The following is a 14,023-nucleotide window of genomic DNA, read 5'->3' on the forward strand; positions in this document are numbered from 1 at the left end:
GGAGGTGACCGGCCCAGTGTGCGTGCCCGCCGGGGTGCCGCGCAGCCGAATTACGGGGCGTTGGACGTCTCCGCGCGCCGCCTGCGGGCCGCCATCACCGCGTACACGAGCACACCCGCGAACAGGAACAGCACGCCCTGGTAGACCGCCGCGTACCCGGCGCCCGCGACCAGCCACAGGGAGAAGGCCGCCGCGACGGACGCGGCGATGCCGTCCCGCACCAGTCGCGCCCGGTCGACCTTCTCGCCCTGCCCGGAGACCAGGTGGAAGATCTGGGCGGCCGTGGCCAGCAGGTACGGCACGGTGGCGGTGAAGGTGGTGACCAGGACCAGGACCTCGAAGACCTTCGCCGAGCCGGACGTGTAGTTGTAGACGGTGAGCAGGGAGGCGAGGACGACGGTGACGCCGACGCCGGTCGTCGGGACACCGCGCCGCTTGCGCGCGAAGGCGGCCGGGAAGAGGCCGTCCCTGGCCGCCGCGTACGGGGTCTGGGCACTGAGCAGGGTCCAGCCGTTGAGGCAGCCGGTCATCGAGACCAGGGCGGCCAGCGCGACGGCCCAGCCGCCCCAGGCGCCGCCGAACATGGCGTTCACGGCGTCCGAGAAGGGAGCGTCCGAGGTGACCAGGCGGTCGTGGGCGACGGTGCCGAAGACCGAGAGGGTGCCGAGCAGGTAGACGAGGGCGGCGCCCGCGGTGCCGATGACGGTGGCGCGGCCGACCGTGCGGCGGGGGTCCTCGACCTCGCCGGCGCTGACGGCGGCGGACTCCACGCCGAGGTAGGAGAAGAGCAGGATCGCTGCGGCGGCGGAGACCGCGCCGATGCCGCCGGAGCCGCTCGCGTTGAACGGGCCGAGGTTGTCGGCGTCGAAGAAGAACAGCCCGCCGACGGCGACGAGCAGCAGCGGCGCGAACTTGAGCACGGTGGAGACCAGTTGGACCGCGCCGACCCAGCGGGTACCGGCGAAGTTGGCGAGCGCGGGCAGCCACTGGACGACGAGGGCGGCCAGGCACGCGGTCCAGCGGTGGTCGTTCACCGGGATCAGGACGTCGAGGTAGCCGACGGCGGCGACGGCGAGGGCCGCGTTGGACACCCAGGTGGTGATCCAGTACGCCCAGGCGGCGAGGAACCCGGCGAAGTCGCCGAAGGCGCCGCGGGCGTAGACGTAGGGGCCGCCGGTGCGCGGGTCGCGGGCGGCGAGGCGGCCGAAGACGAGGGCCAGAGCGATCGCGCCGACGGTCAGGACGCCGAAGGCGAGCAGGCTGATGGTGCCGAAGGGAGCGACGGAGGCCGGGAGCAGGAAGATGCCGCCGCCGATGATGTTGCCCATGACCAGGGCGGTGGCGACGGGCAGCCCGAAGCGGCGGGCGTGCCTGCCGTTGCCGGGGGCGGGGTCGGCGGGAGTGGTGTGGTCGGGGGCCGCGGGGGTCTCCCGCGGTTCCGGAGCCGGTGGGGGGACGGTCCCGGTGACGTGCATGGGGTGGTGCGCCTCTCATGGAACGGGGCCCGGGATCGCCGGACGCGCCCATGGTCGGGCACGGTCGGGCACCGCTCCAAATCAAGCGCTTTTGTCCTGTACGTACCCGTCCACGACGGGAAAAGGTGCGCCCTCCGCGGCGTTCGACCGCGAATCGTCCACCGGGTCCACGGGCACCTGCGGACCGTTCGACTCGCGCAGCCAGCGGCGCAGCACCCGGTGGACGTGTTCGGCGCCGACGATCTCCGCGCCCTCGTCGACGGGCGTGGACAGCACGACCGGCGACAGCAGGAAGGCGCGCGACTGGGCGCCGCCGAGTCCGCCGTGCGAGCCGATCTGCTCCTCGAAGGCGAGGACCTCGCCGTCGACCGGGTCGTGGAAGGAGTTGACCATGATGTCGGCGGTGTGCGGGAAGGTGTGCGTGCGGCGGACGGCGTCGGCGGCGCCGGAGCCGAAGGGGGCGAGCGGCCCGGGGTCCTGGTCGAGCCGGTCCAGGGGCACCTCGGCGCCGCGCGCGCCGAGCACCACACCGCCGTGTTCCTCGCTGCGCACCAGCAGGAAGCCGATGCCCGGGTGGTTGGCGAGGGTGGCCAGCAGGGCGGGGTGGCGGGCGTCGATCTCCTCGCGGGTCATCCGGTGCGGCACGTCCGGGAAGGAGACCAGGCCCAGGTTGCCGGAGGCCAGCACGATCGGCTCGGAGCGGCGTCCGGTGGGGGTGTCGGCGGGCCGCTGCTGCTCGGCGCCCTCCTCCACGGGGCGGTGCAGGGCGGCCCGTACGGTGTTGCGCGCCTCGGCGCCGCTGCGGGTGCGCCGGGCGCTGCGCGGCACGGGCAGTCCGCAGCCGGCCCGCACCAGGTCGGCGAGGGTCAGGCCGTAGCGGGCGCGGAAGGTCTCGCCGGGGCTCTGGCCGTGGTCGGACAGGACCACGATCCGGTACGGGCGCGGGGCGTGCTCGGCAACGTTCTCGATCAGGGCGAGGGCCCGGTCGAGCCGCCCGAGGACCTTGGCGGCGTCCCTGCCGCCCGGCCCGGAGTGGTGGGCGACCTCGTCGTAGGCCACCAGGTCGGCGTAGACGGCGGTACGGCCGGCCAGCATGTCGCCCATGACCGCGGCGACGACGACGTCGCGTTCGACGACGGTCGCGAAGGCGCGCACGAAGGGGTAGAGGCCGCCGCGGGAGACGCGCGGGCGGACCTTGTGGACGCGGGCGCGGGTGGACTGGCCGATCTCCCGGCACACCTCGGCGACGAAGGACATCGCGGTGCGCACGGCGTTGGCGGGGTCGGAGAAGTAGGCGAAGTAGCCGGATCTGGAGCGGGTCTCCGGGCTGCGGCGGCGGGTGGCTATGGACAGCACGAGGGCCTGTTCGTCGGCGCCGCCGCCGAACAGGTTGCCGCGGCTGGCGCCGTCGAGGCTGAGCAGTCCGCCGTCGCCGGTGCGCCGCACGGCTCGGTACTGGAGTTCGGCGGCGCTGGTCGGGCGGTTGCAGACCATGACCTCGCCGCTGTCCTTCTCGTACCAGCGGAAGGCGGGGACGTCGTGGTTGCTGCCGTGCAGGATGCCCAGCTGGCTGGCGCCGGTCTGGCTGGACCAGTCGGTGCGCCACTGGGCGAGCCGGTGGGTCGCCGAGGCGCCGTCGCGGCCGAGCCAGCGGGCGACGGTGGGCATGGCGCCGCGGTCGACGGCGTCGAGCAGGACGTCGTGGCCGACGCCGTCCAGTTGCAGGAAGACGGTGCCGGGGTCGGCCGGGCAGGGCGGCCCCGATCTGCGGCGGCGGTCGGCGAGGCGGTAGAGGCGGCGCCGGTAGGCGTCGTCGTCGCGCACGGCCAGGGCGCCGCCGGTGGCGGAGGCGACGGCGGACATGACGGCGGCCACCACGACCGCCGTCTCGGGGGCGACGCCGCCGCGCCCGGCCGGGTTGACGTCGATCGCGAGGAGCAGCAGTCCGCCGTTGAGGAAGAAGACCAGCAGGCCGAGGACGAGGGCCGGCACCAGGAGCAGCAGGCGGACCATGAGCGGCCAGACCAGCGCGGACAGCAGGCCGAAGGCACCGGCGCCGACCGCGGCGGTCATGGCGATGTCGGTGGCGCTGTCCCCGTCGGGCGACTGGAGCCGGAAGTCCGGCAGGATCCCGGCGAGCACGAGCATGGTGAGCGTGGACACGGCCCACACCGTGACGCTCCGCCCGACCTGACTGGCGACCCGGCGCCAACGCCCTGCACCCACGCTCCGCACACCTCACGTCCCCGGCCCGTCGTCCGTGCGGGCCTTCCCCACCCTGCCACAACGCTCCGGAGTGCCCGTTTGTCCCCCCGGGTCCGGTTCACCCCCCGCGGCGGCGGTCAGCGGCCGTCGTACCCGGCCGTCGGCATCGACAGTCTGCGGTGCACGCACGCCTTCATCCGGGCGTCGTAGGACGGTTCGGCCTGGCCGACCGTCTCGACGCGGACGCCGCGCCGCGCGCACTCCGCGCTGAAGGCGTCGACGGAGGACAGCGCGCTCTCCAGCACCCGGCGGCTGGGCGCCACGAACAGGTCGTGCCCGGGGCGCACCCCGTCCCACAGGGCGTCGTGGTCCGGCCGCAGACCGCGCACCAGCAGCTGTCTGGCGACGACGTAGCCGTGCTCCGCGGCCCAGCGGGCGCACATGGCGTGCTGGCTGCGGGAGTCGACGAGGAAGGGGTCGTCGTCCAGCTGTTCCAATGGCGTCAGACTCGCGATCGCCGTGACCCGCACCGGCCCCATGGTGTCCCCCCTCACCTCCCGTCACCTCCCGTTTTCGCCGCCGACCCTACTCCTGGACGTAGGCTTCGGGGAGTCGCGCGAAGGAGGCAAAGGAGTGCCGGTGGAGCTCACGTGGTGGGGTCACGCCACCTGCACGGTCGAGGATTCGGGCATCCGCGTGCTCACCGATCCCCTGTTCGTCCGCCGGCTGGCCCATCTGCGTCGCAGGCGGGGCGCGGTGCCGCCGCCCGAGGCATGGCGTGCGGACGTGGCGCTGGTCTCCCATCTGCACGCCGACCACCTGCACGTGCCGTCGCTCGCGCGGCTCGCGCCGGGCACGCGCCTGCTCGTGCCCCGGGGCGCACGCCGGGCGGTGCCGGGGCTGCGGCGGCTCGGTCACCTGGAGCTGACCGAGGTGGTGTCGGGTGACGAGACGACCGTCGGTGACCTGCGCATACGGGCGGTCCCGGCGCGGCACGACGGGCGGCGGCTGCCGGTCGGACGGCACCGCGCCCCCGCGCTCGGCTACGTCGTCGAGGGCGAGGCGCGGACGTACTTCGCCGGGGACACCGGTCTGTTCGACGGCATGGAGCAGGAGGTCGGGCCGGTCGACGCGGCGCTGCTGCCGGTGGGCGGCTGGGGCCCCTACCTGGGTGCGGAGCACCTGGACGCGGGGCGGGCGGCCGAGGCACTGGCCCGGCTGGCGCCGCGCACGGCGGTGCCGGTGCACTACGGCACGTACTGGCCGATCGGGATGGACGCCGTGCGCCCCCACGAGTTCCACACGCCGGGCGAGGAGTTCGTGCGCCTGTCGGCGCTGCGGGCGCCGGGCGTGGCGGTGCACCGGCTGGGGCACGGCGAGAGTGTGCGGGTGGAGGTCGCGCGGTGAGCTGGCTGGCGGCCGCGACGCTGGACATACCGACGGAGCCGACGCAGCAGGCGCTCGGCTACCCGTCGCTGTTCCTGCTGGTCCTGATCGGGGCGCTGGTGCCGGTGGTCCCGACGGGGGCGCTGGTGAGTTCGGCGGCGGTGGTGGCGATGCACCAGACGCTTCCGTTCGCCATGCTGATGGTGTTCGCGACGGCGTCGCTGGCGGCGTTCTGCGGGGACATGGCTCTGTACTGGCTGGGCCGGCGCGGGGTGGGCTCGAAGAACGGCTCGCGCTGGCTGGAGGCGATCCGGTCCCGGGCGCCGGAGGACCGGCTGGAGCAGGCTCAGGACAAGCTCGCCGAGCACGACGTCGCGGTGCTGGTGCTCTCCCGGCTGGTGCCGGCGGGCCGGATACCGGTGATGCTGGCCTGTCTGCTGGCCGAGTGGCCGCTGCGCCGCTTCGCCCGGGGCAACCTGCCGGCCTGTCTGGCCTGGGCGGTGACGTACCAGCTGATCGGGGTCCTCAGCGGCGCCCTGTTCAGCAAGCCGTGGGAGGGCGTGGCCGCGGCGATCGCACTGACCGTGCTGGTCAGCGTGGCGCCGGGGGTGTGGCGGCGGCTCCGGGGCCCGGCGAAGGCGTAGGCGTCCGGCGGTCCGGGCCGACGGGTACGGGAACGGGGAGCGTCACTCCAGCACGCGGGAGGCGCCGATCGGCAGGTCCCACAGGCGTTCGCGGGGCAGGCCCGCCTGCTGCCAGGCGGCGCGTACGCGGGCGAGGGGTTCCAGTACCGGCTCCGCGGAGAGCACGAACGTGCCCCAGTGCATCGGCGCCATGCGGCGCGCGCCGACGTCCTGGGCGGCCCGCACCGCCTCCTCCGGATCGCAGTGCACGTCGCTGAGCCACCAGCGCGGGTCGTAGGCGCCGATGGGGAGCAGCGCGAGGTCGATGCCGGGGTAGCGGCGGCCGATCCGGGTGAACCAGTGGCCGTACCCGGTGTCACCGGCGAAGTAGACGCGGCGGCCGTCGGGGTCGGTGAGCACCCAGCCGCCCCACAGGGTGCGGCAGGTGTCGGTCAGGGAGCGCTTGGACCAGTGGTGGGCCGGGACGAAGTCGAACCGGACCCCGTTCAGCTCGGTCGCCTCCCACCAGTCCAGCTCGGTGACGTGGGTGAAGCGGCGGCGGTGGAACCAGCGGCCCAGACCGGCCGGGACGAGTACGGGGGTGTCGCGCGGGAGCCGGCGCAGGGTGGGCGCGTCCAGGTGGTCGTAGTGGTTGTGGCTGATGACGACGGCGTCGACGCGGGGCAGGGCGCTCCAGGGGACGCCGACGGGCGTGACCCGGGGCGGGGTGCCGAGGATCCGGCGGGACCAGACCGGGTCGGTGAGCACGGTGAGGCCACCGATCCGCACCACCCAGCTGGCGTGTCCGGCCCAGGTGACGGCGACGGTGCGCGCGTCCACCCGGGGCAGCGGGCCGGGTGCGCACGGCAGCCGGGGGACGTCGGCGAGTCCGGCCGGGCCGGGTCTGACCGCCCCCTCGCGGGCGAATCTGGCGAAGGCCTTCAGACCGGGCAGCGGTGCGGTCAGCCGGTCGTGGAAGGTCCGCGGCCACACCCGGTGCTCGGCCGGCGGCCGGGGGGCGGCGAGCGGCGGGTGGGCGGCGGCCGCGGCGGGGTCCTCGGCGGAGGCGGGGGTGCGCGCGGTCGACCGGGGCTGCTGCGTCATCGAGGGGGCTCCCATCGCTGAGCGTCGCGGAGACCGTCGAAGACCGACTTCAGACCGGTCAACGCGCGTTGCACGTGTGGCAGTTCCAACGGGTCCGGAGACAGGAGGCATTCCGCCCGCCGCTCGTCGGTGCCCGCGTCGAGCAGGGGGCCGGTGGCGAGCCGGACCCGCAGGGCGGGCAGGTCGTCGCCGAAGCGGTGTCCGCCGGGGGCGGGCAGGCCGAGCCGGGCGGTGAGGAAGTCCTCCAGTTCCTGCGCGTCGCCGACGCCCTCGGCACCGAGCGCCTCCCGCAGCGGGCCGAGGTCGGCGTAGAGGTGGCGCCCCGCCTGCGGGGGCCGGGCGGTGGCGCCCGAGGCGACGACGGCCGCGTGCGCGGCGGCGGCCACGCGCGCGTGCAGGCGTACGGCGGCCGCCCGCCGTGCGGTGACCGGCTCGGGCTCGCCGAGCGCGTACCCGGCCGCGGCGGCGACGGGTACGGCGACCCGGGCGCCCAGCGCGGTGAGTACGTCCAGCACGCGCGCGTGCAGTCCGTTCCCGGCGGCGGAGGCGGGGAAGCGGGCCACGGCGGCCGGCCAGGCCGGCGGGAGCAGCGCACCGGCCAGGTCGGTGACGACGGTGACCCGCTCGGGCAGCATCTCGGCGGGGCTGAGGAGCACGGTGGCGTGCGGGTCGTGCAGGGTGTCGCGCCAGGTTTCGTCGCTGACCAGGTGCAGTCCCTCGCCGGTGGCGGCCTCGACGGTCTCGTGCAGCAGCTCGGGCGGCGCGACGGTACCGGTGGGGTCGTCGGCGACGGACAGCACCAGCAGGCGGGGGTCGCCGCCCTCCGCGCGGACCCGGCGGACCGTCTCCAGGAGGGCGTACGGGTCCGGTACGCCGCCGGACTCGGCGGGCGTCGGTACGTGGAAGACGGGCCGGCCCAGCAGTCGTGCGTACGGTGCCCACCAGGCGGCGCAGGGGCGGGGCACCAGGACGTCGCCGCCCAGCGCGGCGGTCAGCGCCAGGAGCAGGGCGCCCGCGCCGGGGGCGGCGGCGAGGTGACCGGGGTCGGTGGTCAGGCCGCGCCGGTCCCAGTAGCCGCTCGCCGCCTCGAGGAGGGCGGGGGCGCCGCCCGCCGGTTCACCGCGTGCGCGGCCCGCGGCGGCGGCGAGCACGGCGGACAGTTCGGGCAGCACCGGCAGGCCGTCGTCGGGGAAGTGCGGGCCGTATCGCACGGGGCCGTGTCCCACGGCACCGGGTCCGGCGCCGTGGCGGCCTGCGGGATCGTGGCCCGCGGGTTTCGTGGCCAGGCCCTCGGGGTCCGTGCGCCGCATGCCGTACCTCCGCGCGGTCCGTGCCGCCTGTCCGTGCCGTGCCCTGGTCCCGTCGGGCCCGTTCCCGTCGGGCCCATCGGTCCCGTTCCCGTTCCCGTCGGTCCTGTGCTTCGCTCGCCGCTCGTTGATCCCAGTACCCACCGTGGCACCCTGCCAAGGCTCCGGCTCCGGTTGCGCGCGTCACAGCCTGGCCGGCGGCCGCGCGGGAGTCAGCGTTCCCCGTCCTCCCCGCGCAGGCGCAGCCGCAGCCGGTGTGCGGCCGCCCCGCACGCGCCCGCGATCAGGACGCCGCCCGCGACCAGGGCGGGCACCGAGTCGCCGAAGGTCCCGCCGGCACCGGCCCGCACCCCGTGCTCCGCCGTCGCACCGCCGCAGGGCGTGCCGTGCGCGGAGGTCCCCGTGCGCGGGGCGGCGGATTCCCGGCACGCGGGCTGAGCGGCACCCGCACCCGCACCGGCACCGGCACCGGCACCGGCACCGGCACCGCTCTCCTCCGGCACGCTCATGGTCGCGCTCCAGGGGTCGCCGCCCTCGCCGCCCGAGGCGTCCGGGCAGGCGCCGTCGACGGTCCAGTCGTCGCCGGCCTCAGCGGAGTCGCCGGTCTCGGCCCAGCCCTCGGTCCCCGCCGAGGGCTCGCCGTCCGTGGCGACGCCTCCCGGGTCCGTGGCGCTCCCCGGGGCCGTGGCGCCCTCCGGGTTCGCCGCGCCCTCCGGGTCCGTGGCGCCCCCCGGGTCCGTGGTGTCCGCTGCGGGCCGCTCGGCCGCGAAGTCCTCTGCGGCGGCTATGCGCGCGGTGCCGCGGTAGGCCGGCCCGGACGCCGTTCCCGCGTCGTCCGCCACCTTGCGCAGTGCGACGGTGCCCTCCTCGAAGGCCGCCGAGGTGGCATCGAGGCTCGCGGGCGCGGACCCGCCGGTCGGACCGCACGAGACCGAGACCGTGACGGTGTCCCCGGGGCCGGCGTCCGACGGGCTGACCCGCGCCGCGGCCTGCCCGGCGGACGGCGGCGGGGCCTCCTCGGCGGACGGCGGGGGCACGGCCGCCGAGTCGTCGGCGGGCGGAGGGACGACGGGTTCTCCCGCGCCGGAGGGAGGCGGCGGGACGCCCGGGTCGGCCGCGCCCACCCCCGCGGAGAGACCGAGGGCGGCACTGGCCAGCACGGCGACGGACAGGGCGCGGGCGGTGCGGCGCATGGGACGGGCTCCTTCGAGCGACGGCTTGCGGGGCACTGCACTCGCGCCCCTCGGCCATCACAGCCCGCCCGGCACGGCCGCGCCCGTCACCGTGCTCCGTTCGCGCGAACGCGGCGTCCGGGCGGGTGAGTCCCGGGTTTCACGCCTGCGGACCCGGATCCCGCAGGACCTGCTCCCGCACCCGGTCGCAGCAGCGGGTGATCAGGCGGGAGACGTGCATCTGGGAGATGCCGAGCTGCTCCGCGATACGGCTCTGGGTCATGTCGTCGAAGAAGCGCATGTACAGGATGGCGCGCTCGCGCGGAGGCAGGGCGGCCAGCCGGTCCTTGACCGCCTCGCGGTCGACGACCGTGTCGAGGGCCGGGTCGGGGGCGCCGAGCGCGTCGCCCAGCGAGTAGCCGTCCTCGCTGCCGGGGAGTTCGGCGTCCAGGGACAGGGCGGTGAAGCTCTCCAGCGCCTCGAGCCCGACCCGGACGTCCTCCTCGCTCAGTTCGGCGCGCTCGGCGATCTCGGCGACGGTGGGCCTGCGGCCCGGAATGGTCTGGGACAGGTCCTGGCCGGCGAAGCGCACGCGGTTGCGCAGTTCCTGGACCCGGCGCGGCACGTGCAGGGTCCACATGTGGTCGCGGAAGTGGCGCTTGATCTCCCCGGTGATGGTCGGTACGGCGTAGCTCTCGAAGGCGTTGCCGCGCTCGGGGTCGTACCGGTCGACGGCCTTGACCAGGCCGAGGGCCGCGACCTGGCGCAGGTCCTCGAAGCTCTCGCCGCGGCTGCGGAATCGTCCCGCCAGCCGTTCGGCCATGGGCAGCCAGGCCTCGACGATCCGGTCGCGCAGCTCGTCGTGCTCGGGACCGTCGGGAAGGGTGGCGAGCCGACGGAAGGCGTCGGCGGTGTCGGGGGCGTCGTCGTGCGGGTGCTTCACGCTGGCGTGGATCGGCATGGTGCGTCGCAACTCCCTCGGAGCGCGGGGTCCCGTCGTCGCACCGGGCGGCAGCCTGGTCGGTGCGTTCCGCGGATCGCGGCCGGAGGTTGCGGAACCTGCGGCTCGCGGGCGGCGGCACTGTGCCGACGACGGGGCCCTTGGTCGGGCGGTCACCGTGGGAAGGCGTCCGGCCCCCGGACGGACGCATCCGTGGCGGCGTCGCGCCGCTCCCACGGACGTGCCTCCTGTCCGAAGCACTGAACTTGCCCATGCCCCGTGTCCCCCGCGGCAAACCCCCGGTTTCTCAGCCCTTGCGCGGACGGTGGAGGCGCACCATGTTGCCGGCCGGGTCGCGGAAGGCGCAGTCGCGGACGCCGTAGGGCTGGTCGACCGGTTCCTGGAGGACCTCGGCGCCCGCGGCGCGGACGTGTTCGAAGGTGGCGTCGACGTCGTCGGTGGCGAGGATGACGCCGCGCAGGTGGCCCTTGGCCAGCAGGTCGGCCATCGCCTGCTTGTCGGCGGCCGAGGCGTTGGGGTCCGCGAGCGGGGGTTCGAGAACGATGTCCACGTCGGGCTGCGCCGGGGAGCCGAGGGTCACCCAGCGCATTCCCTCGTACCCGACGTCGTTGCGGACCTCCAGGCCGAGCACGTCCCGGTAGAAGGCGAGCGCCCGGTCGTGGTCGTCGACGGCTATGAAGCACTGCGAGAGGCTGATGTCCATGCGCGTCACGCTACGGTCGGTGGCGCGGGCGCCGCTTCTCCGTTCCTGACCGACTCGCTCTTGCCGGCCGGCGTCCCGCTCCTGCCCGGCTCGCCGTTCCTGACCGGCCGGGTGTAGACCTTGGCGACGCAGGCCGGCAGGGCGGCCCCGTCTGCGTGATCGCGCTCCCGGTAGGCGCTCGGGCTCTCGCCGACCAGTTCGGTGAACCGCGAGCTGAACGACCCCAGCGAGGTACAGCCGACCGCGAAGCAGACCTCGGTGACGCTCATGTCGCCGCGCCGCAGCAGCGCCATGGCCCGCTCGATGCGGCGCGTCATCAGGTAGCTGTACGGCGTCTCCCCGTAGGCGGCGCGGAAGCTGCGGGAGAAGTGGCCCGCCGACATGAGGGCGACGCGCGCCAGCGCCGGCACGTCGAGCGGCTCGGCGTACTCGCGGTCCATCAGGTCGCGGGCCCGGCGCAGCCGGGCCAGATCCTCCAGCGTCGTCACCCGACCACGATCCCACAGCGCCGGACACCCCCGGTAGCGGTTCCGGCGCCGTGGGCAGGGGGCGCGCTCAGACGCCGACGTAGGCGGCGAGGTGCTCGCCGGTGAGGGTGGAGCGGTCGGCGACGAGGTCGGCGGGGGTGCCCTCGAAGACGACCCGGCCGCCGTCGTGCCCGGCGCCGGGGCCGAGGTCGATGATCCAGTCGGCGTGGGCCATGACGGCCTGGTGGTGCTCGATGACGATGACCGACTTCCCGGCGTCGACGAGGCGGTCGAGCAGGCCGAGCAGCTGCTCGACGTCGGCTAGGTGCAGTCCCGTGGTGGGTTCGTCGAGGACGTAGACGCCGCCCTTCTCGCCCATGTGGGTGGCCAGCTTGAGCCGCTGCCGCTCGCCGCCGGACAGGGTGGTCAGCGGCTGGCCGAGGGTGAGGTAGCCGAGGCCGACGTCGGAGAGCCGCTGGAGGATCTTGTGGGCGGCCGGGGTGCGTGCCTCGCCGGCGCCGAAGAACTCCTCGGCCTGGTCCACCGACATCGCGAGCACCTCGCTGATGTCCCGGCCGCCGAAACGGTACTCCAGGACGGCGGGCTGGAACCGCTTGCCCTCGCAGTCCTCGCAGGGGGTGGCGACGCCGGCCATCATGGCCAGGTCGGTGTAGATTACTCCGGCGCCGTTGCAGGTGGGGCAGGCGCCCTCGGAGTTGGCGCTGAAGAGGGCCGGCTTCACGCCGTTGGCCTTGGCGAAGGCCTTGCGGATCGGGTCGAGCAGCCCGGTGTACGTCGCGGGGTTGCTGCGCCGCGAGCCCTTGATGGGGCTCTGGTCGACCGAGACGACGTCGGCGCCGGCCGGGACCGAGCCGTGGATCAGCGAGCTCTTGCCGGAGCCCGCCACGCCGGTGACCACACAGAGCACGCCGAGCGGGACGTCGACGTCGACGCCCTGGAGGTTGTGCGTCCGCGCGTCGCGGATCCCCAGGGCGCCGGCGGGCTTGCGGACCGACTCCTTGAGGACGGCCCGGTCGTCGAGGTGGCGGCCGGTGACGGTGTCGGCGGCCCGCAGCTCCTCGACGGTGCCCTCGAAGCAGACGGTGCCGCCCGCGGTGCCGGCACCGGGGCCGAGGTCGACCACGTGGTCGGCGATCGCGATCGCCTCCGGCTTGTGCTCGACGACGAGGACCGTGTTGCCCTTGTCCCGCAGGCGCAGCAGCAGGTCGTTCATCCGCTGGATGTCGTGCGGGTGCAGTCCGACGGTGGGCTCGTCGAAGACGTACGTGGTGTCGGTGAGCGAGGAGCCGAGGTGGCGGATCATCTTGACGCGCTGTGCCTCGCCGCCGGACAGGGTGCCCGCCGGCCGGTCGAGCGAGAGGTAGCCGAGGCCGATCTCCACGAAGGAGTCGAGGGTGTCGCGCAGCGCGGTGAGCAGCGGCGCCACCGAGGGCTCGGTCAGGTCCCGGACCCACTCGGCGAGGTCCCGGATCTCCATCGCGCAGGCGTCCGCGATGGAGATCTTCTTGATCTTCGACGAGCGGGCGCCCTCGCTGAGCCGGGTGCCCTCGCACTCGGGACAGGTGGTGAAGGTGACGGCCCGTTCCACGAAAGCCCTGATGTGCGGCTGCATGGCTTCCTTGTCCTTGGACAGGAAGGACTTCTGGATCTTGGGGATCAGGCCTTCGTAGGTGAGGTTGACGCCGTTGACCTTCACCTTGACCGGCTCGCCGTACAGGAAGTCCCGCAGCTCCTTCTCGGTGTACTCGCGGATCGGCTTGTCCGGGTCGACGAAGCCGGACTGGGCGTACACCTGCACGGTCCACTGGCTGTCCGACTTCCAGCCGGGGATGGTGAAGGCGCCCTCGGCGAGCGACTTGGAGTCGTCGTAGAGCTGGGTGAGGTCGATGTCGGAGACGGTGCCGCGGCCCTCGCAGTGGGTGCACATGCCGCCGGTGCGCTCGAACGTCGCCCTGACCGCCTTCTTGTTGCCCCGTTCGACGGTGATCGCGCCGCTGGCCCGGACCGAGGCGGTGTTGAAGGAGTACGCGCTGGGCGGGCCGATGCGGGGCTCGCCGAGGCGGCTGAAGAGGATGCGCAGCATCGCGTTGACGTCGGTGGCGGTGCCGACGGTGGAGCGGGGGTCGGCGCCCATCCGCTGCTGGTCCACGATGATGGCGGTGGTGAGGCCGTCCAGGACGTCCACCTCGGGGCGGGCGAGTGTGGGCATGAAGCCCTGGACGAACGCGCTGTAGGTCTCGTTGATCAGCCGCTGCGACTCGGCGGCGATGGTGTTGAACACCAGCGAGCTCTTGCCCGAGCCGGAGACGCCGGTGAACACGGTCAGCCGGCGCTTGGGGATGTCGACGCTGACGTCCTTGAGGTTGTTCTCGCGGGCGCCGTGCACACGGATCAGGTCGTGGCTGTCGGCGACGTGCGACCCGGGTCCCGGCGTGCCCGGCCTCTTGGCGCTGCTCATCGTGTCTCCATCTGTCGGGGGCTCGGTGAAGGTGACGCCCTCAGTGCCTCGGTGGTCACACGCTAGAGGGCGCCCGGCGGCCCGCGCTTCTCGATTACTGATCCGCTCTCGGGCCGCGGAAATCGGAGCGGACCCGTCCGG

The 14,023-nt window shown here is 74.5% G+C and carries 12 protein-coding genes; 2 read left to right on the forward strand and 10 right to left on the reverse strand.

Translation table 11 applies throughout. From position 1 onward, the window contains the following. Positions 1-50: 50 nt before the first annotated feature. From R2E43_RS05785 to R2E43_RS05795, 3 genes are all read right to left on the reverse strand, one after another. On the reverse strand, positions 51-1,475 hold the full coding sequence (locus R2E43_RS05785; protein WP_003972451.1) for an amino acid permease: 1,425 nt from the start codon (positions 1,473-1,475) through the stop codon (positions 51-53). A gap of 81 nt (positions 1,476-1,556) precedes the next feature. Further along, the gene (locus tag R2E43_RS05790; protein WP_319218464.1) at positions 1,557-3,710 is read right to left on the reverse strand and encodes a phage holin family protein; all 2,154 of its coding nucleotides are present in this window, start codon (positions 3,708-3,710) and stop codon (positions 1,557-1,559) included. A gap of 107 nt (positions 3,711-3,817) precedes the next feature. Next, complete coding sequence (locus tag R2E43_RS05795) at positions 3,818-4,219, reverse strand: hypothetical protein (protein ID WP_011030988.1); 402 nt, start codon at positions 4,217-4,219, stop codon at positions 3,818-3,820. 94 nt (positions 4,220-4,313) lie between these two features. Here R2E43_RS05795 and R2E43_RS05800 point away from each other — a divergent pair, with 94 nt between their 5' ends. Beyond that, complete coding sequence (locus R2E43_RS05800; protein WP_319218466.1) at positions 4,314-5,087, forward strand: MBL fold metallo-hydrolase; 774 nt, start codon at positions 4,314-4,316, stop codon at positions 5,085-5,087. Next, positions 5,084-5,710, forward strand: coding sequence for a DedA family protein (locus R2E43_RS05805; protein WP_003972455.1), 627 nt, complete (start codon positions 5,084-5,086; stop codon positions 5,708-5,710). Before R2E43_RS05800 ends, R2E43_RS05805 begins: the two co-directional genes overlap by 4 nt. Before the next feature lie 42 nt (positions 5,711-5,752). Here R2E43_RS05805 and R2E43_RS05810 read toward each other — a convergent pair whose 3' ends face one another. From R2E43_RS05810 to R2E43_RS05840, 7 genes are all read right to left on the reverse strand, one after another. Then, the gene (locus tag R2E43_RS05810; protein ID WP_011030985.1) at positions 5,753-6,793 is read right to left on the reverse strand and encodes an MBL fold metallo-hydrolase; all 1,041 of its coding nucleotides are present in this window, start codon (positions 6,791-6,793) and stop codon (positions 5,753-5,755) included. Continuing rightward, positions 6,790-8,103, reverse strand: a complete 1,314-nt coding sequence (locus R2E43_RS05815) for an aminotransferase class I/II-fold pyridoxal phosphate-dependent enzyme (RefSeq protein WP_265698682.1) — start codon at positions 8,101-8,103, stop codon at positions 6,790-6,792. The genes R2E43_RS05810 and R2E43_RS05815 overlap by 4 nt, the downstream gene beginning before the upstream one ends. 209 nt (positions 8,104-8,312) lie before the next feature. Then, positions 8,313-9,293, reverse strand: coding sequence for a hypothetical protein (locus R2E43_RS05820; protein WP_136209233.1), 981 nt, complete (start codon positions 9,291-9,293; stop codon positions 8,313-8,315). A gap of 139 nt (positions 9,294-9,432) precedes the next feature. After that, on the reverse strand, positions 9,433-10,233 hold the full coding sequence (locus tag R2E43_RS05825; protein ID WP_016327756.1) for an RNA polymerase sigma factor SigF: 801 nt from the start codon (positions 10,231-10,233) through the stop codon (positions 9,433-9,435). 286 nt (positions 10,234-10,519) lie between these two features. After that, positions 10,520-10,936: a VOC family protein gene (locus tag R2E43_RS05830; protein WP_030863191.1), complete on the reverse strand. Its 417-nt coding sequence runs from the start codon at positions 10,934-10,936 to the stop codon at positions 10,520-10,522. A 5-nt stretch (positions 10,937-10,941) separates the two neighbouring features. Then, complete coding sequence (locus tag R2E43_RS05835) at positions 10,942-11,424, reverse strand: helix-turn-helix transcriptional regulator (protein ID WP_016327755.1); 483 nt, start codon at positions 11,422-11,424, stop codon at positions 10,942-10,944. A 67-nt stretch (positions 11,425-11,491) separates the two neighbouring features. Then, positions 11,492-13,882, reverse strand: a complete 2,391-nt coding sequence (locus R2E43_RS05840) for an ATP-binding cassette domain-containing protein (protein ID WP_003972461.1) — start codon at positions 13,880-13,882, stop codon at positions 11,492-11,494. Between the last annotated feature and the right edge of the window lie 141 nt (positions 13,883-14,023).

Origin of the sequence: Streptomyces violaceoruber (assembly GCF_033406955.1) — a bacterium.
Lineage (GTDB): Bacteria > Actinomycetota > Actinomycetes > Streptomycetales > Streptomycetaceae > Streptomyces > Streptomyces violaceoruber.

What these genes read in the sequence shown, in the direction of transcription:
- R2E43_RS05785 (WP_003972451.1), bottom strand. Translation starts at nt 1,475, where the DNA reads ATGCACGTCACCGGGACCGTCCCCCCACCGGCTCCGGAACCGCGGGAG.
- R2E43_RS05795 (WP_011030988.1), bottom strand. Translation starts at nt 4,219, where the DNA reads ATGGGGCCGGTGCGGGTCACGGCGATCGCGAGTCTGACGCCATTGGAA.
- R2E43_RS05810 (WP_011030985.1), bottom strand. Translation starts at nt 6,793, where the DNA reads ATGACGCAGCAGCCCCGGTCGACCGCGCGCACCCCCGCCTCCGCCGAG.
- R2E43_RS05815 (WP_265698682.1), bottom strand. Translation starts at nt 8,103, where the DNA reads ATGCGGCGCACGGACCCCGAGGGCCTGGCCACGAAACCCGCGGGCCAC.
- R2E43_RS05820 (WP_136209233.1), bottom strand. Translation starts at nt 9,293, where the DNA reads ATGCGCCGCACCGCCCGCGCCCTGTCCGTCGCCGTGCTGGCCAGTGCC.
- R2E43_RS05825 (WP_016327756.1), bottom strand. Translation starts at nt 10,233, where the DNA reads ATGCCGATCCACGCCAGCGTGAAGCACCCGCACGACGACGCCCCCGAC.
- R2E43_RS05830 (WP_030863191.1), bottom strand. Translation starts at nt 10,936, where the DNA reads ATGGACATCAGCCTCTCGCAGTGCTTCATAGCCGTCGACGACCACGAC.
- R2E43_RS05840 (WP_003972461.1), bottom strand. Translation starts at nt 13,882, where the DNA reads ATGAGCAGCGCCAAGAGGCCGGGCACGCCGGGACCCGGGTCGCACGTC.